Source organism: Lunatimonas sp. (genome assembly GCF_020832325.1).
In the GTDB taxonomy this organism is placed as follows: Bacteria; Bacteroidota; Bacteroidia; order Cytophagales; family Cyclobacteriaceae; genus Lunatimonas.
Genome location: NZ_JAFIEU010000007.1, coordinates 24,512 through 46,037 on the forward strand (window position 1 = coordinate 24,512; position 21,526 = coordinate 46,037).

16 protein-coding genes and 1 tRNA gene are annotated in these 21,526 nt (G+C 47.1%); 11 read left to right on the plus strand and 6 right to left on the minus strand.

What is annotated here, in order from left to right:
• Nucleotides 1–129 precede the first annotated feature (129 nt).
• The 5 genes from coaBC to JJU34_RS01655 form a co-directional block, all read right to left on the minus strand.
• The gene (coaBC, locus tag JJU34_RS01635; protein ID WP_228690573.1) at nucleotides 130–1,341 is read right to left on the minus strand and encodes a bifunctional phosphopantothenoylcysteine decarboxylase/phosphopantothenate--cysteine ligase CoaBC; all 1,212 of its coding nucleotides are present in this window, start codon (nucleotides 1,339–1,341) and stop codon (nucleotides 130–132) included.
• Nucleotides 1,342–1,343: 2 nt separating this feature from the next.
• Entirely contained in the window at nucleotides 1,344–1,664 is a 321-nt protein-coding gene (locus JJU34_RS01640) for a DNA-directed RNA polymerase subunit omega (RefSeq protein WP_228690574.1), read from the minus strand.
• A 21-nt stretch (nucleotides 1,665–1,685) separates the two neighbouring features.
• Nucleotides 1,686–2,618: an outer membrane protein assembly factor BamD gene (bamD, locus tag JJU34_RS01645; protein WP_228690575.1), complete on the minus strand. Its 933-nt coding sequence runs from the start codon at nucleotides 2,616–2,618 to the stop codon at nucleotides 1,686–1,688.
• A gap of 74 nt (nucleotides 2,619–2,692) precedes the next feature.
• Nucleotides 2,693–3,403 carry a T9SS type A sorting domain-containing protein gene (locus tag JJU34_RS01650; protein ID WP_228690576.1) on the minus strand — a complete coding sequence of 237 codons (711 nt, stop codon included), beginning with the start codon at nucleotides 3,401–3,403 and terminating at the stop codon, nucleotides 2,693–2,695.
• Nucleotides 3,404–3,601: 198 nt separating this feature from the next.
• Nucleotides 3,602–5,233: an OstA-like protein gene (locus JJU34_RS01655; protein WP_228690577.1), complete on the minus strand. Its 1,632-nt coding sequence runs from the start codon at nucleotides 5,231–5,233 to the stop codon at nucleotides 3,602–3,604.
• A 53-nt stretch (nucleotides 5,234–5,286) separates the two neighbouring features.
• Here JJU34_RS01655 and tilS point away from each other — a divergent pair, with 53 nt between their 5' ends.
• From tilS to JJU34_RS01680, 5 genes are all read left to right on the plus strand, one after another.
• Nucleotides 5,287–6,621 (plus strand): tRNA lysidine(34) synthetase TilS, encoded by a 1,335-nt coding sequence (gene tilS / locus JJU34_RS01660; protein ID WP_228690578.1) that lies wholly within the window; start codon nucleotides 5,287–5,289, stop codon nucleotides 6,619–6,621.
• Entirely contained in the window at nucleotides 6,614–7,129 is a 516-nt protein-coding gene (locus tag JJU34_RS01665) for a cyclic nucleotide-binding domain-containing protein (protein WP_228690579.1), read from the plus strand. Before tilS ends, JJU34_RS01665 begins: the two co-directional genes overlap by 8 nt.
• A gap of 91 nt (nucleotides 7,130–7,220) precedes the next feature.
• Complete coding sequence (mdh, locus tag JJU34_RS01670) at nucleotides 7,221–8,159, plus strand: malate dehydrogenase (RefSeq protein ID WP_228690580.1); 939 nt, start codon at nucleotides 7,221–7,223, stop codon at nucleotides 8,157–8,159.
• Between the two features lie 95 nt (nucleotides 8,160–8,254).
• Nucleotides 8,255–10,981 (plus strand): hypothetical protein, encoded by a 2,727-nt coding sequence (locus JJU34_RS01675; protein ID WP_228690581.1) that lies wholly within the window; start codon nucleotides 8,255–8,257, stop codon nucleotides 10,979–10,981.
• A gap of 116 nt (nucleotides 10,982–11,097) precedes the next feature.
• On the plus strand, nucleotides 11,098–12,768 hold the full coding sequence (locus JJU34_RS01680) for a mechanosensitive ion channel family protein (protein WP_228690582.1): 1,671 nt from the start codon (nucleotides 11,098–11,100) through the stop codon (nucleotides 12,766–12,768).
• A gap of 75 nt (nucleotides 12,769–12,843) precedes the next feature.
• On the opposite strand, the gene JJU34_RS01685 is transcribed toward JJU34_RS01680, so the two are convergent.
• Nucleotides 12,844–12,914 (minus strand) — tRNA-Cys (locus JJU34_RS01685).
• Nucleotides 12,915–13,286: 372 nt separating this feature from the next.
• On the opposite strand from JJU34_RS01685, the gene JJU34_RS01690 reads away from it, so the two are divergent.
• From JJU34_RS01690 to JJU34_RS01715, 6 genes are read left to right on the plus strand one after another with little or no spacing between them, the layout of a single operon-like run.
• A complete protein-coding gene (locus JJU34_RS01690) occupies nucleotides 13,287–14,546 on the plus strand; it encodes a c-type cytochrome (RefSeq protein WP_228690583.1) in 1,260 nt (419 codons plus the stop codon).
• A gap of 34 nt (nucleotides 14,547–14,580) precedes the next feature.
• Nucleotides 14,581–17,673, plus strand: a complete 3,093-nt coding sequence (locus JJU34_RS01695) for a TAT-variant-translocated molybdopterin oxidoreductase (RefSeq protein WP_228690584.1) — start codon at nucleotides 14,581–14,583, stop codon at nucleotides 17,671–17,673.
• A gap of 18 nt (nucleotides 17,674–17,691) precedes the next feature.
• Nucleotides 17,692–19,056 (plus strand): NrfD/PsrC family molybdoenzyme membrane anchor subunit, encoded by a 1,365-nt coding sequence (gene nrfD / locus JJU34_RS01700; protein WP_228690585.1) that lies wholly within the window; start codon nucleotides 17,692–17,694, stop codon nucleotides 19,054–19,056.
• A gap of 2 nt (nucleotides 19,057–19,058) precedes the next feature.
• Nucleotides 19,059–19,589: a DUF3341 domain-containing protein gene (locus JJU34_RS01705; RefSeq protein ID WP_228690586.1), complete on the plus strand. Its 531-nt coding sequence runs from the start codon at nucleotides 19,059–19,061 to the stop codon at nucleotides 19,587–19,589.
• A gap of 14 nt (nucleotides 19,590–19,603) precedes the next feature.
• Nucleotides 19,604–20,227, plus strand: coding sequence for a cytochrome c (locus JJU34_RS01710; RefSeq protein WP_228690587.1), 624 nt, complete (start codon nucleotides 19,604–19,606; stop codon nucleotides 20,225–20,227).
• Nucleotides 20,228–20,229: 2 nt separating this feature from the next.
• Nucleotides 20,230–21,519: a quinol:cytochrome C oxidoreductase gene (locus JJU34_RS01715; RefSeq protein WP_228690588.1), complete on the plus strand. Its 1,290-nt coding sequence runs from the start codon at nucleotides 20,230–20,232 to the stop codon at nucleotides 21,517–21,519.
• Nucleotides 21,520–21,526 lie beyond the last annotated feature (7 nt).

Consider the following 21,526-nt stretch of genomic DNA (forward strand, 5'->3'; position numbering starts at 1 on the left):
CAACCTGGGCGAGATGCCTTCCTCTTTTACCTAGTCAGATGGAAGCCATCGTTCAATCACGCCGCGACGACGGAGCGAATGGCCGATCTGGGTTACAAAGGTAAAGATAACGATAATACGTTTTTAATGCTAGTCTGGTTGGGGCATCAGTTTTTGAGCGATTTCTAGGATCTGCCTGGCAATTTCCGTCTTGGGCAACACCTCTGATACCTGTGGTGCTTGACCTGCCACCAAGTAGGTGACTTTATTGGTGTCCTTTTGGAAGCCCGCGCCTTCGTCGCGCAGGGAATTTAATACCACCATGTCAAAATGCTTGCGCTGAAGCTTCTCTAGGGCATGGGCGGTTTCATTTTCCGTTTCCAGCGCAAAGCCGATGTGCAGTTGGCCTCGGCGCTTTCGCGTGCCCAAGGTTTGGGCAATGTCGGTGTTTTTCTTTAGTTCGATCAGCAGCGAATCCCCGTCTTTTTTCAGTTTCTGATCGGCAGCTTTTACCGGGCTGTAGTCGGCTACTGCGGCGCTGAACACGGCGATGTCGCATGCTTCGTGAAGGGCAGCTGCGGTCTGAAACATTTCCTCCGCTGATCTCACATGGGTAACATGAATTCGGGGATGCGACGGGATATAGGAAGTAGGACCTAGCACCAGGTCAACTTCCGCTCCTTGGATGGCGGCCTGTTGGGCGATGGCAATACCCATTTTTCCGCTGGAGTGGTTGCTGATATACCGGACAGGGTCTATGGCCTCTTGCGTGGGCCCTGCGGTGACGAGTACCCGTTTTCCACCCAGAGATTCGTGCGTTGACAGGAGATTTTTCAATACTTCGAGTAACTCCTCGGGTTCCCGCATCCTTCCTTGCCCGGACAGACCACTTGCCAGCTCGCCAGTGGCCGCATCCAATACGGTGACGCCGTGGCTTCTAAGCGTGTTGAGATTCTGAGTGACAGCGGGGTGGAGGTACATGTCCAGGTCCATGGCGGGAGACACCACGATGGGGCATCTGGCAGATAGGTAGGTGGCTGTTAGCAGGTTGTCGCTTTGCCCGTGGGCCATCTTGGCCAGCGTATTGGCAGTAAGGGGGGCAATAAGCATCAGATCAGCCCATAGTCCAAGCTCCACGTGGTTATGCCACACCCCCGTTTTTTTATCGTAAAAATCGCAGTAAACCGGGCCTTTTGCCAGCGTGGCCAGTGTGAGGGGGGTAATAAAGTCAAGAGCAGAAGCAGTCATCACGACTTTTACTTCTGCTCCTTGTTTGATCAGTAAGCGGATAAGGGTGGCCACCTTGTAGGCAGCGATTCCTCCCGTGATACCAACCAGGATTTTTTTATGCTGGACTGACATCCTTATTCCTCCGATGCTGTATCTTCTTCGGGGTCGCGGAAAAACACTTTATCCTCCATAAACTCTTCCATGGCCAACGAGGTAGGCTTGGGCATACGCTCGTAAAACTTGGAAATCTCGATTTGTTCTTTGTTCTCGAATACCTCTTCCAAATTATCTACCGTAGAGGCAAATTCAGAGAGTTTGTTGTTCAGCTCTTCCTTCATGTTGGAAGAAATTTGCTTCGCCCGTTGCGAAATGACATGTATGGACTTGTACAGGTTGCCGGATTTTTCAGCGATTTTATCCAAGTCTCTGGTAATAATGGATTGATTAGCAGCCATTTTTATAGATTATATCAATGTTTAATTTTCAGCATTTTTGAGTGCGTCTGCGGCTTCCCGGTTTCGGGCCTCTTCTTCTTCGATCAGCCTGCGGGCCTCGGCAGTGCGTTGCTCGTAATCATCCTTCAGTTTGTAGTAAGACTCCAGTTCTGTCTGGGTTTTACTCATGAGGTTGGTTACCCGTTTGCCATAGGAACTGTCCGGGTATTTCTTTAGGAAATTCTCACCAAAGGTGAGGGTGTCCTTCAGCCGCTCTTCTTTTTTGCCAAATACACTACGTTCTGCAAATGCCAGAGACACCTCTACCAGCTTAAAACCGAGTTCCTCGTTGTACTTGCTGTCGGGGTACGATTTGGCAAAATTCTGGAAGTTGATGATGCACGCCCGGTAAAATTCTCCGGGGAACAGGCCGTCTGTGAGCCTATAGTACATTTTGGATTCCTGAAAGGCCTTTTCTTCAAACCGTTTTTGTAAATCGTCTATCATGCCCAGTGCGCGCTCGTAGGAGTCGGATTCGGGAAATCGATTCATAAACAACTGTATGGCATTTACGGCATCTCGGCTACTCCGCTGATCCAAGTTGTAATCCGGGGAGTCCAGATACAGTGAGTAAGCGTTCATAAAGAGTGCCTCTTCAGCCAATGGGCTTCGATTGTACGTGTCAAAGAATGTTTTGAAATACCCCGCTGCCTCTATATACCTCTTAGTCCGGAAGTGGGAGTAGGCATAGTTGAATTCTGCCATCTCTGCCTTGCCACTGCCACGGATTACCGGCAATACCCGGTCGTAGAGGATTATGGCTTTGTTGAATTCCTTTTTATCGTAGTATCGGTTGGCGGCATCGTACAGTTCATCCCAGTTGGTGCTCTTCTCGAGTTTGTAAAACTCCCCGCAGGAGCCCAAAACGACGAGTAATGCAACGGTACTAAGAAGGATGTGTATTCGATTTTTCATAATGAATCGGCAAATATAAGCGTTTATTTACTCGTTATCAAATGGGAAGGCGATTATCCAATCGTAACGGCAGGTTATTTGTTTACAAAGAGTTTCTTGGTGACAATGTTTTTGTTGTCCACTATAATGGTGTAAAAATAGACGCCTGGGTTCAGGTCGGTCACATTGATCTCCAAAGAGTACTGCATGGGATCTAATCGGAAGTCATAGATGGGGTTGCCAATAAAACTGGTCACCACCACTCGGGCATTTACAGAGGGGTTTTTGATTTTATAATCTAACTGGGCCACCCGGTTGGTAGGGTTTGGGTATACACCACCCAATTCGAAGTCTTTGTGTATGAAGGATTCATCCGAACCTGCCTCCACGTTGTATACTCCCTCTATGATGAAGGAGTCCCTCGCATTTTCGGTATTGAAAAAATGCAGGTCGAACGTACCTCGGGTGGCTATAATTCCCAAATCGAATTCGATATACAGGTCTGTGAAGATTTCTCCAGGCTTTAGTTTGATCCTCACCCTATGGGGTTCTTTGATGGGGTTGTAGCAGCTATTGTCCAAGCAAACTTTCATGGACTGGGAGGAACCGATATTTCCTTGGGTGAACTTGAGGAAGTATTCCTTCACTTGGTCGGAATCGTTTTGCAGGATCAGGGATTTTCGCTGTTTGGTGTTTACTTTACCGATGAATTCAACCTTGTCGCTGAGTACACGTACCTGTCTTGCTTCAGCCCAAGGCTGACAAAACAGCAACAGTGTGATCACAAACAACAAAAAGGATTTCATGTAAAGTTTAGTTATAGGCCCTTCAGATTTTTAGTTTTCTAATGACATTACTATATACGGATAAAAATACCGAATAGGTTCCAATAATGGAATACCTTTGGGTTAAAAATTGTTAACTTTATTAAAATTTTTCGGGATCATCTTCGTTTGAACATCCTAAAAATTAAGGAAAAAAGTAAAATATTGCCGATCATGTAATCAGGGGATAGGGTCGTCCAGTGATTTTTGTATTTCGTCATTGTCCGGATAGCTAAGCTGCACATCCGGCTGATCAAAGAAATTAAAGGTGTCTTCTTCGCGGATTTTTGGCGTACGCCAATCGTTGATGATTGACATAGAGGGGCGCTCGTCCTCTCGCCATGAAAACCCTTTTAGCGCTTTTTGATCGTCTTTGATCATGTGGGGTGGTGTAAACGAAGCTTCCGGCTTGAGTGTGTGCGAGATCTTGGAAACTTGGTTGTTGGCAAAATGCATGATGATTCTCCCGCAGAGCAGCTTGTTGATGCCGCGCAGCGTGGTGTCATTTTCCAGCGCAAAATACAGAGATTCTCCGTTCCCTTCCACGTCCAGTTTGCTCATGTCACCATCTATAAAATAACCAGTCATCTTCCGCCCTTTGATCTGATTGTAGTTGGTCACGGTGTCTTTGGTGATGGCAAAGGCATTGCCCCGTAGGAGGGCCCTGTCTATGTCTTGATTGGCAATCAGGATTCGGATACTGTCTGCGGTGATCTGGCTCCTATTGTTCCACATCACCGGATCTCCGAATAGGTAGATGGTGGAGTCGGCATATCGGTATGACATGGAATCCGAACGTCCTGCCAGTTCGGACTTGATCATGCGCATGTTTGGGAAGGCCAGCAAAAACCGTTGATCCGGGTCTTCACTATCTTGGGAAATGAGGGTGTCCGCAATCATGAAAAGGGTGTCCTGCTCAAAGTATTTGCGGACCAACGCGTTGCCGTACACTTTAGAGTATTGGGATTCCTCCCAATACTTGCCTTCGTGGCCAAACACTTCGATTTCCCGTTCTTTATTGTAGATGCTGACGTTCTCGATGGCCTCGTAATACTGGTTTAGTTCGTCGTACATGAGAATCTCGCCGTATACCTTGCTGGTTTCGGTTTCCACATCGCCGTCGTAGAATTTGAACAGCTTATTTTCAGTATCGTAGAAACTCCCCCGTTTGGCGTTCAGTTTATTGCCTTCGGTAGACTCTACGTTGGTGATGCCTTCGGTTTCAGCGATTTTGGTTTCGGTATAGTAATACAGAATGTTGGAGCGCATGTCGTAGTCTGGATTGTCCAGCACCACATTTTCGGTAAAGGTAATTTTGGCGAGTTGGGTTTGGTAGAGTCCTTTTTCGCTGGTGAGCACATTGGTGCTGTCGACGACTTTTCCCTTGTTGAAATAGTTGGCTTCGCCCGTACTCCGGTCATAGTCCAGAAAATCGGTGTACAGAACGGTTCCATCATTGGTAAATACTACCTTGTTCCGTAATTTGGCCAATTGGGTATTCCCGTCATATTCCGCATAGAGGCTGGTGACCACGATGGGATCCTCCTGGTCTACGATTTTGACTCTTCCAAACAATTTGGCGAGGTTTTCCTGCCCATAAAAATGGGCCGAGTCGCAGTAGATTAGGGAGTTTTTGTGCTTGAGGATGACATCTTCCTTCAGCCTGTCAAAGCCCCGTCCGCCCAATAGACGGGCTGTCTTCAGAATTTCCAGCCTATTGTCGCCGGATGCGCCCGATTGTGCATGGGTTATGCCCATGCCAACCCCGAGGTGGAGGACGAATACAAGCGGCAGTACGAGGAGATTGTTCATCCGAAATTTTTCAAAGTAGCTGCAAAATTAGCAGAAAATGGTATTTTTGGTTTATGTTGGAGCGATTTATACGCCACGTACACGAATCTGGCCTGTTGGATTTCAGCAAGTACTACCTGCTGGCGATCAGTGCGGGTGTGGACAGTGTTTGTCTCGCTCATCTCCTAAAACGTAGCAAGGTCTCCTTTGGTCTGATTCATTGTAATTTTCGCCTTCGGGGCTCCGACAGCGATTCGGATGAGGCCTTTGTACGTGACTTAGCGGCTGATTTTGGGATTCCGGTAGAGGTAAAGCAATTTGATGTGGCAGCCTATAAACATGCCAATGGTGTATCCACACAGATGGCTGCCAGAGACTTACGGTATGCTTGGTTTGAAGGTTTGCTGAAAGCAGGCCAAGCAGATGGGATTCTCCTGGCACACCACGCGGGGGATCAGGTGGAGACAGTTCTGTTAAATCTACTGCGGGGGACAGGCATCGAAGGCACCTATGGCATGGCCGAACGACGGGGAGTTTTTATCCGGCCCCTCTTGCCCTTTAACCGGCAGGAAATTATGGAATATGTTCGTGAAGAGGGAATCACCTGGCGGGAGGATAGTAGCAACGAGCAGAGTGATTACAAGCGAAATTACCTCCGAAACGAGGTGCTGCCCCTTTTAGAGCTGCATTTCTCTGGGGCCTCTGAAGCCTTACTGGGTAGTTTCGCGCGGATCAAAGATACCGGGCAGGCCTTTTTTCATCTGTGGGAGGCCTGGAAAAGGCAACATGTCCTTCAGGAGGAGGAAATGGAGTTCCTCGAAGTTTCCCAAATCCAGGACCTTCCTGGGCGTAGCTCGATGCTGTATTACTGGCTACGAAGCTACGGGTTCAATATCGCGCAGATTGAAGAGGTTTTGGAAGCGGTGGATAAGGGGACAGTAGGGATTCATTTCGTATCTGGCGACTACCTTTTGAATATAGATCGGAATCAGTTGATCCTTGGACCCAAGCGGGAGGTGTTTGTGCCGATAGCGCTCTCTCGCCACGAGGTGGCCTTTGAGTTGGATGGGCAGGCCTATGATCTGCTTGCGCTGCCCGCGGAGGGAGTAGTCTTAGACCGGTCCTCCCACAATGCCATGCTGGATAGGGACTCGTTGAGTTTTCCGCTCACCATTCGTCCCTGGCAGGAAGGTGACCGTTTTAGGCCTTTGGGCATGAAACATTTTAAGAAAGTAAGCGATTTTTTGATAGATTTGAAAGTGCCTTTGATTCGAAAGCAGCATGTCAGGGTGTTGTGCTCGGGAGAGGACATAGCGTGGGTCATTGGGTATAGGGTGGATGATCGGTTCAAAGTAGGTTCATTTACCCGAGAAGTATTGTATGTAAAAGCGATAGGCAAACATGTATAATCCGTTTAAAAAGAGTTATTCCGAGTCGGAGCGCCGTCAGTTTGAGTTTCTGGCAAAGGTGAAATTTTTTGAGCGACTGCGTTATTCGGAACTCGTTCGGTTGCTGCCCGCCATTCACAAGCGGAAGTACCTGAAAAACGAGGTGGTTTTTTTTCGAAATGACCCCAGTCAGGCATTGTATATTCTGGAAAAGGGCCGTGTGCACCTAAGCATAGATATCAAAGATTCCTTTGAAACCATCCTCCGGATAAATTCCGGCGAGGCTTTTGGCGAGAACGCGCTGCTCGAGGGATCCAAGCGGATTTATACGGCCATTGTGGATTCGGAGGAGGCATCCCTGTGGGTGATACCCAACTATGCCATTTTGGAGGTATTTGAAAGTAACCCCAAAATACAGGCAAAAATGATTACTTCCTTAGCCGAGTTTTACAACCACAATAACATCCGTCTGTTCAACTCTTACCAAAACTCCTACGGCTTCTTCAACCTAGGTCAGATGTTTGAATAATTCAAACCATTGCTTCCTAAAAAGGCTTTTCTTTGGTATCTTAGCGGAAATTTTTAAAAAACCTAAAAAATTTAAACTAAACCGATATATCATGACTAAAGTAACCGTAGTTGGAGCAGGAAACGTGGGCGCTACATGTGCCGACGTGTTGGCTTACAGGGAAATCGCCGAAGAGATCGTATTGATCGATATCAAAGAAGGAGTGGCCGAAGGAAAGGCCCTGGATATTTGGCAAAAAGCCCCCATCAACGTATACGACAGCCGAACAGTAGGCAGTACCAATGATTATGCGAAAACTGCGGGATCAGATGTGGTGGTCATCACCTCAGGCTTGCCAAGAAAGCCAGGGATGACCCGTGATGACCTGATCGAAACCAATGCTGGTATCGTAAAATCGGTGACAGAAAACGTGGTCAAGCATTCTCCAGACGCCATTATTATCGTGGTTTCCAATCCGTTGGATGTAATGACCTACCAAGCACACATCACCTCCAAGCTGCCTAGAACCAAAGTAATCGGTATGGCGGGTATCCTCGATACCGCGAGGTACCGTGCGTTTTTGGCCGAAGCGCTGGACGTGTCTCCAAAAGAGATACAGGCTATTCTGATGGGAGGCCATGGAGATACGATGGTTCCTCTTCCGAGATACACCACTGTGGCAGGTATTCCTGTGACTGAACTCATCGATAGCGAGAAACTGGACGCGATCATCGAGCGCACCAAGTTCGGTGGAGGTGAATTGGTGAAGTTGATGGGAACTTCTGCTTGGTACGCCCCGGGGTCTGCGGCAGCACAGATGGTAGAATCCATTATCAAAAACCAGCGTAGGGTATTCCCGGTATGTATCAAGTTGGACGGCGAGTACGGTATTGACGACTGTTACTTGGGCGTGCCGGTAATCCTCGGTAAAAACGGAGTGGAGAAAGTCATTGAGTTGGATTTGAACGCCGAAGAAAAGCAATTGCTTGAAGTATCCCGTTCGCATGTGAAAGAGGTCATGGATGTGCTCGATAAAATCGGGTCTAACTGATTTCTTTTGAAAATGAATCCGCTAGTAAAAAATCCCAATTCACTATTGGGATTTTTTTCGTTATTAGGGTAAGTAATAACTAACAGATCATTCCTTTGACTACCGTAAAAACCTTCTTTGCGCTAATCCTTGTAATTCTTTTGGGAGTTTCGGGCTATTTGCTGGTCCGGACGGATTTTTTTTCCTCCAAGGTAGACCCCTATCGGATGATCCCGGCCAACAGCATCTTGGTTTTTGAAACAGCAGAGCCGGTGCAGGCATGGAACGAGTTGGTTTCTCAGCCACTATGGCAGGATCTCGTCGAAATTCCGGCGCTCAAAAACCTGGAGAGCCAACTGGTGAGGCTGGATAGCTTGGCGGGAAGGAGTGGGGTGCTGGAAAGAACCTGGAGGGGGCAAAAGTTTTTGGTGTCCCTGCATCCCATTGGTAGGGAGGAGTTTGATTTTCTGTTTGCCATCGCCTACGACGGTGATCGGGTGCCGGAATTAATCGCTTTGCTTGAGAGCCATATAGAAGGAGATACGGGGCCTAAATCCCGCAATTATAGCGGCGTAACCTTGTGGGAATACCAACCGGAATTGGCTACACGGACGCTCACGTATGGGTTTTATGGCGATGTATTGGTTGCGAGCTTTACATCCTTTTTGGTTGAGGACGCGATACGCACGGCCAAGTCGGGCGACAGGGCAGACTTTATGGCGGCATATCCGGGGTTGTTCGAGGAGCCGACGCTACCCGGTGGAAGGGGTCGATTACGGATAGGATCACAGGGGTTGGGTGCGCTGCTGGGGGGCACTACTTCCCAAGCGGGCAGCATGTTTTCTCAAGATCTGGGGGGGCTGCCCTATGCCGCTATTTTGGAACCCGGCTATGGGGAGGGCAGGTTTTCGCTTTCCGGAAAGCTCGTGGATTTCAGATCGGAAGGACTTCGCTTGCAGCAGGTTTCCCAACCGCTTGGTTCGGAGTTTTTTCATTTTGTGAGCAATCGATCTGCCGTGGTGAGGGTACTGGAGAGGGAAAATTTACAACAGCGTTCGCTTCCCGCCACCCGCTTGGATAGAGTCAAGAGTACCGTTTTTTCCGATGTACAGCGGGCTTTTTCAGAGAGCAGTTTTTTTACTGATACAGCGCCGTGGCTGATATACTTGATAATGGAACACGGCGGGACGGAAAACCCAGACCGGGTTTTGTTGGTGCCCACAGTGGATGCCCAGCAGGCTTGGGCAAGCATAGCCGATTTTGTTCATGACGTGGATCAGGGCGATGCCGGTGTGGTGGAGCGGGATACCCATCTGGGACGCGAAATATACACTATTCATACCGAGCAGTTTCCTTTACACTTATACAACGGGGCCTTTGATGGTTTCTCCCGGACCTATATAGCTCAATCTGACGGTTTCCTGATCATGACCAACTCGCTCAGAGGCATGAAGAACTACTTGGACGATCTATACAATGACAACACCTGGGGAAAGTCCATATCCAAACGCGCTTTCATCGAGAAATTTAAGGGGGACGTACCTTTTACGCAATGGCTAGATGTACCGAAGTTTTACGGGCGATTGCTTGGGGCAACTACGCCTGGCTGGAGTTCTCTCTTCCAAAAATACGCACCAAATTTTAATACGCTGTCGATTGTGACCCTCGAGATGAACAATGCTTCATCTTCGGGTTCGGTCCAATTACATGTAGATTATGGCAATACCATTAAGTCGACCGCGCCACAACCCATCCTGACCCTATCTAGGTCAGTCAACGTTAATTTTCCCTTGGTCTTCGGTCCAAGGGCACTTCGCAATTTCAATGACCGGAGCCTGGAGTACCTGGTACAGGATGAACGGCGTACCATCTACCTGATAGGCCCTGAAGGGAATCTGGTCTTTTCTAGGGAGCTGGAAAACCCGATTATCGGAGAAGTGTTTCAGATCGATTATTTTAAGAATGAGAAGCTTCAGTTCGTCTTCGCTTGTGTAGACGGTATCTATGCTTTTGACCGGTTAGGCAATCTGCTTCCAGAATATCCTATACAACTGCCGGGCAATGCCCGAATCGCACACCTTAATCTGGTGGATTACGATGGAAATAGGGAATACCGGTTCTTTGTGGCAGACGAAATGGGCGATTTGTATCTCTTGGATAAACAGGGGAACCTGCTCGAAGGCTGGGACCCCAAGCGCACGACGGGACGCCTAGCCGAAATGCCCGCCCACCACCGGGTGCCCGGTCTGGGAGATGTGATGATTTCATTGCATGAAAATGGCAACTTGGAACTATTTACCAGGAGGGGTGAATCCAGAGCGGGACAGCCGATTAGACTGGGTGATGGGGTTTCTACTGCGTATGGGCTAACGGATCGGGGCGGAACAGCCTCTCAGGTGGTAACCGTAAACGATGCGGGAGAGGTAGTAAGTGTAAATTTTAATGGAGAGCTTACCTACCGGAGCCAGCTATTGAGGCCAGATAGGGAGACCCGCTTTCATGTGGTCAACAACCAAAACCGGGACGACTTTTTGATCGTGCTACATGAGTTCAATAAGGTTTCTGTGCTGAATGCAAACGAGTCTCCGTTGTTTGACTACTCTATCTTATCGGATGACCTGCTCTTTCAGTGGTTTTCCTTTGGTTACGAGAAAGAGGTATTCGTGATCGTGGACCGGGTGCAGGAGTTTGTCTATTTATTCGATCTAAAAGGGAATTTGCTGAGCAAGAATCCGATAGAGGGTAGGGGGCGGATCTCTGTATCGTATTCGGCCACCAAGAGCGAATACGTCATCGCTTCCGTATATAACAACCAACTCAGGGAATACAAGCTTCCCTTGTAGTGTAAATCATTGGTCTTCCGTATTAAATATGGTTATATTTGCGGCCTTATAGCCATTCACGGTATTCCAAGAGGGCAGCCAATATCTGGTGTTAGCCCTTTGAAATTAATATAGGTATGCGTAAGGAACTATTGGTTTTTTCATTTTTGATTTGGGTGTTGCAGGTTGTTCCACTCAATGTGCATGGACAGGTTTTCGAATCACACATTCCCTTGGTCATTGATTCGACGGATTACAATAATTTGAGTAGTCCTTATCACACTACTTTGACGTTTTTTTACAATTTGCAGGAGGAGTCCTTTGATCCTGATTTGGCAGGTAAAACCTTGGATATGACGGGATCGGCGGCTGAGGACCCTTCCAGTTTGGCGGTGAAGCTGAAGCAGGTATTTGATGGTAGGGGAGTGTATGTGAGGCTGGGTGAGGTCCCACTGGACCAGAATTATACCGATACCCTTAGGAACAATCGCCAGCGGTACTTTTTTGATGAACAGCGATTGCCGGGAGTATTCGTGGAAAAAGTCGGTAATCAATGGTTATTTTCCAGTTTTACAGTCAGTCAAATCAAGGATCTCCACACCGAGACCTATCCTTTTGGTACTGCCAAACTGTTGAACCTGCTTCCCAAGATCGGTACCGAATTGTATTTTGGGTTGCACCTGTGGCAGTTGGTTGGCTTGTTTGTGTTGGTCTTACTGATCTTTGTGAGCCACAAGGTATTTACCATTGTAGTGGATCGTGGGTTTTACTACCTATTGATCCGGGCGGGCTACGGGCAGACTGCGCAGAAATACCTTCTTCCTGTTGCCCGCGTTGTAAGTATTTACCTGATCGTATTGTTATTGGCGGTATTTATTCGGGTGCTTCAGTTGCCTATCGCAGTGGTGTCCTGGGTTACTGTTATGCTAAATGCGGTGAAGCCATTGCTGGTTACCATCATTTTCTATAAACTTGCCAACCTGCTGTCTTCCTATCTAGAGAGCATGGCAGCAAAGACGGAGTCTACGTTGGATGATCAATTGGTGCCGTTGGTCAGAAAGACGCTCAAGACATTCATCATTGTCATCGGAACCCTGTTTATCCTCAAGGATGGCCTTCAATTGGACATTGTCCCCTTTTTGACGGGACTTTCGATTGGGGGGTTGGCTTTTGCCCTAGCTGCTCAAGACACCATCAAAAACTTTTTTGGTTCGGTCATGATTTTCATCGATAAGCCATTTCAAGTGGGGGATTGGATTACCAGTGGCGATGTGGACGGTACTGTGGAAGAGGTTGGTTTTAGGTCAACGCGGATACGAACATTTCGGAATTCCCTGGTTTATATTCCAAACGGAAAGATTGCCGACGCGACCATTGATAATCACGGACTGAGAAAATACCGGAGGTTTTATACGCAGATAACCATTACTTATGACACTCCGCCGGAGTTGATAGAAGTGTTTGTGGAGGGATTGAAAGAGCTGGTCAGGCGCCATCCAAGTACTCGTAAGGACTACTTCAATATCTACCTAAACAATCTGTCCGCCTACAGCTTGGATATCATGTTTTATGTATTTTTCGAGGTCCCTTCGTGGCCAGAAGAGCTCAAAGCTAGAGAAGACTTGTTGCTGGGAACGATCAAATTGGCCAATGAGCTGGGCGTACGCTTTGCGTTCCCAACACAGACATTGCATATGGAGACGTTTCCTGAGAAGAAAGGACTCAACCCCATATACGAAGATGGAAGGTCTCAGTACCAAAAGCGTTTGGAGCAATTTATTGCTAGGGAAACGGGACCCCAAGGCTAGCATGGCCCGACCGGAGCCGTAAAAGGTTGAATTAAAAACAAAAAAAGCATCCACGTCGGGATGCTTTTTTTTGAGAGGTCGAGAGCGGATTCGAACCGCTGTACAAGGTTTTGCAGACCTCTGCCTAGCCACTCGGCCACTCGACCCTAGTAAAAGGGAACGCAAATGTAGCGAGAAAGAACTTTGATGTCAACTATGGTCCTTGATTTTTTGAATAAATAAAAAATAGCAAGCAATGTTCATGGGTATGGTGCAGGCGCGATTGGGTCCGGTTGGTCAAACTATAAGATACGTATAGCCTGTTTGACGAAAACTATTTATTTATATCGATTCTAAATAATTGAAGGTATTGTTTATCAAGATACAATTCGCTGACAAACAATATCTTAACGGAAAAATTCTGAGAGTGTCCAAAATTCGGCAGTTCAAATAGTTAAGTTTGAAAAATAGAAGTTGGGTAGTACATTTGTGGGGAATTTTGAAGTCCTTGAAAAAAATTGGAAAAACAAAATAAAATTATGTCTATCAAACGCTCATTCTTAGGGGTTCCTATTCATCTAGGTACTTTACTGCTGGCTCTGTTCTTGTTTTCGGGGACGGAAAGCCACGCAGCTCACCCCGATGTTCCGGATAGTGAAGATGCCATTAAGGCAGGAGAGGCTATTTTCAATGCCAATTGTAAAACCTGTCACAAACTAGACCAACGGTACACCGGTCCGGCTTTGAGAGGCGTGACCGAGCGCAGGACATTAGACTGGGCCAAGGGTTTTATTTTGAATTCACAGGCACTCATTCAGAGTGGTGATGCACAGGCGGTAGCACTCTTCCGAGAATACAACAATATAGTGATGCCTGCCCATGATTTCCTTAGCGAAATGGACGTGATGAATTTGCTTTCGTACATCGAGTATGGTGGCAAAGAGGAGGCATCGGCCCAAGCTACAGCTGGTGGCGAGGGATCAGGCGGTGCGGGCGGAGGTATTCCAAGTGAATACCTAAGCATTATACTTGGCGTGTTGATTATCGTGCTCCTTCTTATACTGGTTGTCTTGGGATTGATCGTTTCTGTATTGACCAAATACCTGAATACCAGCGATAAAATTTCAGAAGAAGACAAGGCATTTATCAACCAAAAGGGAAGCATTAAAAAGGTGCTTACCAGTGATATGTTGATTGTGATAGTGACCACTATCGTGATGGCATTGGTGGTAAAAACGGCGATTGACGGTCTGTATGGAATCGGTATTCAGCAAGGATATGCGCCTACCCAGCCTATCGCCTACTCTCACGAACTACATGCTGGCAAATACGAAATACCGTGCCAATACTGCCATACCGGCGTAGAAATCGGAAAATCTGCCAACATTCCCTCCGCTAACATCTGTATGAACTGCCACATGCACATACAGAATGTGGATGGTAAGGAGGGTGTATCTCCAGAGATTGCCAAGCTGTACGATGCGTACGATAACAACCGTCCGATTGAGTGGGTTAGGATTCACAATTTGCCAGATTTGGCTTATTTTAATCATTCCCAGCACGTGAAAGTTGGAGGCATTGAGTGTCAGACCTGCCACGGTCCCATCGAAGAGATGGAGGTCGTATACCAGCACAGTGCGCTTACCATGGGATGGTGTATAGACTGTCATAGAAATACGGAAGTAGCCACCCAGGGTAATCAGTATTACGATAAGTTAGTACAACTGCATGCCGACTCCAAAGATGCTTTGAAGGTAAAGGACATCGGAGGACTGGAATGTGCTAAGTGTCACTATTAAAAATTAATCTTTACGAAAATCTTTTCTAAAAGAAATGAAAGATAATAAAAAGACATACTGGAAAGGGTTGGAGCAACTAACCAACGATCCCGAGTTTGTAAAAAACGCGGATAGAGAGTTTCCCGAAAATCTTCCTTTGCACAAATCCAACGAAGACGGTACCCCATCCCGAAGAGATTTCTTAAAGCTCATGGGTTTTAGTGTGGCAGCAGCTTCTTTGGCCGCCTGTGAGGCACCAGTTAGAAAGGCCATCCCCTACGTAAATAAGCCAGTTGACCTTGATCCATCCGTTCCTAACTTTTATGCGACTACCTTCGCTTCTGGCGGAGATTATGCTTCGGTAGTAGTTAAGACTAGGGAAGGTCGGCCAATTAAAGTCGATGGAAACGAGCTTTCCTCCGTGACACAGGGAGGTACTAGTGCCATCGTGGAGGCTTCTGTACTTTCTCTGTATGACAAGCAACGTTATACCGCTCCCCAAATCGGAGGACAGCCCTCAGATTGGGCGACCTTGGATGCCGATTTAGGAGGCAAGTTGAAAGGTGCCGGAGCTATAAAAATCGTCACCAACACCATCCTTTCGCCCTCCACAGAAAAGGCTATAGCGGCATTTGCAGAAGCTATGGGCAATGTAGAGGTAATTACCTACGATCCTATTTCCAACTATGGAATTACCAAGGCAAGCGAAACCTACTACGGTATCAAGGCCCTACCATCTTACCATTTTGACAACGCCAAAGTGATCGTCAGTTTTGGTGCTGATTTTTTGGGTACCTGGATCTCACCGATTGAGTTTTCAAAACAATACAGCAAAGGAAGAAAGATATCTAAGGGCAATGCCAACATGTCCCGTCACTTCCAGTTTGAATCGAATCTTTCCCTCACAGGTGCCAACGCCGATTACCGCACGCCCATCAAGGCGTCACAAAGCGGTCTTGCCGTGTTGTCCCTGTATAACTTGATCGCCCGTAAGGCAGGTGCTTCCACCGCGTCCGGTGGGGCAATTGAAATCGCCCATTTAGCCAAAGCAGCCGACGAGCTTTGGGCTAATAGAGGAAGTTCATTGGTTGTTTCCGGTTCCAACGATCCAAATGTACAAGTTATTATACATGCCATAAACGAGTTGCTGGGTAACAACGGAAGCACCGTGAATTTTGGCAAAGCAGCCCACTTCAGAAAAGGCGATGATGCGCAAATGAGTAAATTTGTTGCTGATCTCGCTGCGGGAAGGGTTGGAGGAGTGATATTCTACAATTGTAACCCTGTGTACGATTTTGCCCAAGGTGCAGCACTGGCTGAGGCTATTGGTAAAGCGAAGGTTTCGGTAGCAACCAGCGAGGCCAAAAACGAAACTTCGTCGTTGGTACAGTACGTTGCACCAGATCACCACTATTTGGAGAGTTGGAACGATTACAGCCCCAAAGCTGGCGAGTTTAGCTTGGCGCAGCCGACTATTTCGCCACTTTTCAATACCCGACAGGCTCAAGAGAGTTTCCTGAAGTGGTCAGGAAGTAATACCAGTTACTACGATTTTATCCGTTCTACTTGGAACGAACAATTTTTTGCCAGTCAAGATGGTACCGCTGATTTTCAGCAATTTTGGGATACTTGTCTCCACAACGGTGTCTACGAGGTACCCGGAGAGACAGGGGAAACTGTGGCGCCGATAGGTGGCGTAGAAAGTGCTGCTGCAGCAATTGGAAGGGCCTACAAGGCAGATAATGCCGGCTTGGAACTCACGATCTATGCAAAAGTTGGTATTGGTTCTGGTACCTTCGCAAATAACCCTTGGCTCCAGGAAATGCCGGATCCTATCTCCAAAGCTACGTGGGACAACTACCTGACCGTTTCCCAACGCTGGGCCAACGAGAATGGCCTGAAGATGTTTGAAGGGGGCACGAAGACTGCTAAATTAACCGCTAACGGCATCACCGTAACCGTACCTGTGTTGGTTCAGCCTGGACAAGCGGACGGAACGGTTGGCTTGGCCTTGGGCTATGGCCGTACCGTAGCTGGAAGAGTTGCAGACGGAGTTGGTATAAATGCCTATCCATTTTTAAGTACCGCTCAAGGATTTGTGAATTACGACATCACGGAGGGAGTAAGCATAGAGTTAACCTCTGAGAGCTATCGGATTGCTCAGACCCAAACACACCAAACCTACATGGGTAGGGAGTTTGTGGTACAGGAAGCGACCCTTGGCGAGTATCAGCAGGATGCTAGCGCAGGACGTTACAAGCCCCAAATTTATAAGGACGGCGAGTTTGTGAAGCCTTCTAAAATTTCACTTTGGTCGGGCCATAAATATAGCCAACACCACTGGGGTCTAGCGATCGACATGAATTCCTGCACCGGCTGTGGTGCCTGTACGGTGGCCTGTCAGGTAGAAAACAACGTAGCAGTTGTGGGTAAGCAGGAGGTTCTTAACCGTCGGGAGATGGCTTGGATCCGAATCGACCGATACTATAGCTCTCCACAGGGTGCTACCGAAAATAAGGAATTGGAGCAAGCGGCGGATAATCCCGAGGTTATCTTTCAGCCGATGATGTGCCAGCATTGTAACAATGCGCCTTGTGAGACCGTCTGCCCGGTAGTTGCTACTACACACAGTTCAGAGGGACTCAATCAAATGACCTATAACCGATGTATCGGTACCCGGTACTGTGCCAACAACTGTCCGTATAAAGTACGTCGATTTAACTGGTTTAAGTACCACGATAACAAGGATTTTGCGGGTGTGAATACGCCTCAAAACGATGATTTGGGTAAGATGGTCCTGAACCCGGACGTAACGGTAAGGGCTAGGGGTGTGATGGAGAAATGTTCCATGTGCGTGCAGCGCATCCAAGCTGGTAAATTGGCTGCTAAGAAGGAGCGTCGAAAGATACAGGATGGGGAGATAAACGTAGCATGTGCCGTTGCCTGTCCTACCGAAGCTTTGGTATTTGGTGATATGAATGATCCGCAATCAAGAGTTTCCAAATTGCTTAAGATTGAAGAGAATACAGATTCAGCGATCAAAGAGGTCAATGAGGAGCGCGCTTATCACGTGTTGGAGGAAATCAACGTTAGCCCTAACGTTTGGTACTTCACCAAAATCAGAAACAAGGACAAAAACGAAGCTTAAATCATTAATAATTAAGATATGCAGGTTACTTCATCCGTACGAGAGCCGCTGGTTACCGGTGGTAAGACTTACAAGGACGTTACCAATGACGTTGCCAGGCAAGTGGAGGGGAAACCCACAGTCGGCTGGCTTTTAGGTCTGGCTGTTGCCGTTGGTACGCTTCTGCTTGGTTCCTTGGCCCTTGCGGCCACCCTTTGGGAAGGGATTGGCATGTGGGGCTTAAATAAGACAGTAGGTTGGGCGTGGGATATCACCAACTTCGTGTGGTGGGTAGGTATTGGTCACGCGGGTACCCTTATTTCAGCAGTATTGTTGTTGTTCCGTCAGAAGTGGAGAACCTCCATCAACAGGGCGGCAGAAGCCATGACGATTTTTGCGGTAATTTGTGCTGCCCTTTTCCCTTTGATTCACATGGGTAGGCCTTGGATCGGTGCGATATGGGCATTGCCGCTTCCCAATACCTATGGATCTCTTTGGGTAAATTTCAACTCTCCCCTACTTTGGGACGTGTTTGCGATCTCTACCTATTTTTCCGTTTCCTTGGTTTTCTGGTACATCGGTCTAATCCCCGATTTCGCCACAATTCGAGATCGAGCGACGGGTATCCGCCGAACCATCTACGGTGCACTTAGTTTCGGGTGGGATGGAGCTGCAAAAACTTGGATGCGGTACGAGTCCGTGTCGTTGATCCTTGCAGGTCTAGCTACACCCTTGGTACTTTCTGTACACACGATTGTATCCTTTGACTTTGCTACGTCGGTTATTCCTGGGTGGCACACGACGATTTTCCCGCCCTACTTTGTGGCAGGAGCGATTTTCTCTGGATTTGCGATGGTATTGACACTCATGCTGGTCACTAGGAAAGTCTTTAAGTTGGAAGACTATATCACCATTACGCACATTGAATTGATGAACATAGTGATTATCATCACTGGTTCGATCGTGGGTATTGCGTACATCACGGAGTTTTTCATCGCATGGTATTCCGGTGTAGCTGCGGAGCAATATGCTTTCGTAAATAGGATGTTTGGACCGTATTGGTGGGCCTATTGGTCTATGATGACTTGTAACGTGATATCCCCGCAGCTTTTCTGGTTTAAGAAGATCCGGACCTCTATTGCGGCGACGTTCATACTTTCTATCGTGGTGAATATCGGAATGTGGTTTGAGCGGTTTGTGATTATCGTGACTTCCCTACACAGAGACTTCCTTCCTTCGTCTTGGGTAATGTTTTATCCTACCATCACAGATGTGGGCGTCTATATGTTCACCTTTGGATTGTTCTTTACCTGTTTCTTATTGTTTGCGAAGTTCTTCCCTGTTATCAACATGGCGGAGGTTAAGTCGGTATTGAAGTCTTCATCAGAAAAAGTAACTAAATAATCATGGAAAGAGATAAAAACTTTGTACTTGGAATCTTTGACGATGAGGACGTACTGCTCCATGCGGTGAAAAAAGTCCGAGGTAGTGGTGTGAAGATCCACGAGGTATACTCGCCCTATCCGGTTCATGGATTGGATGAGGAACTGGGATACAGAAGAAGTCGTCTGCCTATTGCAGCTTTTCTATTCGGTATGCTAGGAACTACCTTGGCTCTCACCATGCAGTTTTACATGATGAAATTTGACTGGCCGATGATTATCGGCGGTAAAAACTACGCTTCGCTTCCTACCTTCATTCCTGTTACCTTTGAAATGACAGTTTTGTTGGCGGCTTTTGGTATGGTTGGCGTGTTTATGGTGACTAGCAATCTGAAGCCTTGGGGTAATCCTAGGATATTTGATTTAAGGAGTACGGATGATAAGCATGTTATGGCCATTGACTTGGCAAATAACGGAGGTCTTCAGCAAGATGCCATTGTTGATGTACTGAAAAATGCCGGTGCTACCGAGGTAAATAATAAAAATTTTGAATAGGTAATATAAGACAGATGAAATTTACGACGTCCATATATGTTATAGCCGTAACGGGAGCCTCACTTGCCCTTGCTTCTTGCAGTGCATCTGGTGACTATCCCGGTACCGAGTATGCGCCACAGATGTACCATTCTGTTGCCTATGAGCCGCTTTCCCAAATTAAAAACGAAGACGAAGGTCAATGGCTTTCGAATCGCGAAGATGGAAAAGGAGAATTTTTCAACAGCAACATCAATAATCCCCATGGCATGAACATGCGGGAGCCCGTTGCTAATACCGTTCCGAGAAATAAAAACGGTATTTTGCCTTACAGGCTACGAATAGCTGACTTGGAGGGTTCTGCGTTAGTGGAAAATCCGGTTGAGCTTACAGATGAGGTGTTGGCAGAGGGTGGTCAGTTGTATATCCAGTATTGTTCAGCTTGCCATGGCGCTCAAGGAGAGGGTGATGGTAAAGTAGGTGAAGTCATTGGTGGTGTTGCAAATTTGAAAGGCGGTGCCTATAAAGAGTTACCCGAGGGACATATTTTTCATGTGATTACTCACGGAAAAGGTAGGATGGGAGCCCATGGTTCTCAGATGTCCATCGAGAGACGGTGGAAGATCGTGCACTATGTTAAACAAGAAATTCAGAAATAATAATGGCACAGGTTACAAACTACAATCTTGATCAGAAATTTGATTTTACCGATGCGATCAGGAATACCGTTATTACCGTCGGTTTGGCGGGAGCCGGATTATTAGTGATCGGTATCCTGGCCGGAATTTTTGGGGGACATGCCCACGGAGATGAGGCTGGTGGCCATGCGTTTCACTGGACGCAGCGTCTGTGGGCCAACTTGTGGATAAACAATGTCTATTTCACTGGTATCGCTATCATTGGCGTGTTCTTCTTTGCTATCCAATATGCTGCACAGGCGGGTTGGTCCGCTCCTCTGATAAGGATTATGATTTCCTTCGGTCACTGGCTTCCTATCGCCGGTGCATTGATGATCATTACGTTCTTCATTGCTAGCCACGACTTGTTTCACTGGACTCATAGCTACGTGTATGATAAGGCGGATGCAGCTCATTATGATAAAATCATTGACGGAAAAGGCAGTTTCTTTTATTGGCCTCTTGAAAAAGGATCGTTCCCAATATTCTACATCGTGAGAATGGTTCTATTCTTTGGTTTCTGGGTGTTTTTCTTCAATAAGCTAAAGTCTCTCTCCGAGCAAGAAGATATCCAAGGTGGGAGTTCGTATTGGTTTCAGATCCGAAAGTGGTCTGCCATCTTCTTGGTTTTCTTTGCGGTATCCTCTTCGGTTAGTGCCTGGGATTGGGTGATGTCAATTGACACGCACTGGTTTTCTACGTTGTTTGGATGGTATGTGTTTGCTTCTTGGTTTGTTGCCGGCCTATCCGCAATCACGTTGGTTACTTTGTTTTTGAAGGATTTGGGCTATCTTCCTATGGTCAATCAAAATCACATCCACGATCTAGGTAAGTTTGTGTTTGCATTTTCCATTTTCTGGACCTACATCTGGTTTTCACAGTTCTTGTTAATCTATTACGCTAACATTCCTGAGGAGTCTGTTTACTTTATTGAGAGGTTGTCAAGCGATGTGTATGGTGGGTTCATTTTTGTAAATATCATCATAAACTTTGTTCTCCCGTTTTTGGTTTTAATGACAAGAGATTCGAAAAGGCACTCTGTTTTCCTTAAGTTGGTTTGTACGTTGATTCTGTTTGGACATTGGCTGGATTTCTTTCTGATGGTTCAGCCAGGGACTTTGGGTCACAACGGGGGGCTCGGTTTTATGGAAATTGGAATGCTTCTGGTATATGCTGCTGGCTTTACATTGGTTGTTTTGACCAACTTGGCTAAATCAAGACTTGTTGCCAAAAACCACCCCATGTTAGAGGAGAGTCTTCATCATCACATTTAAATTTTAT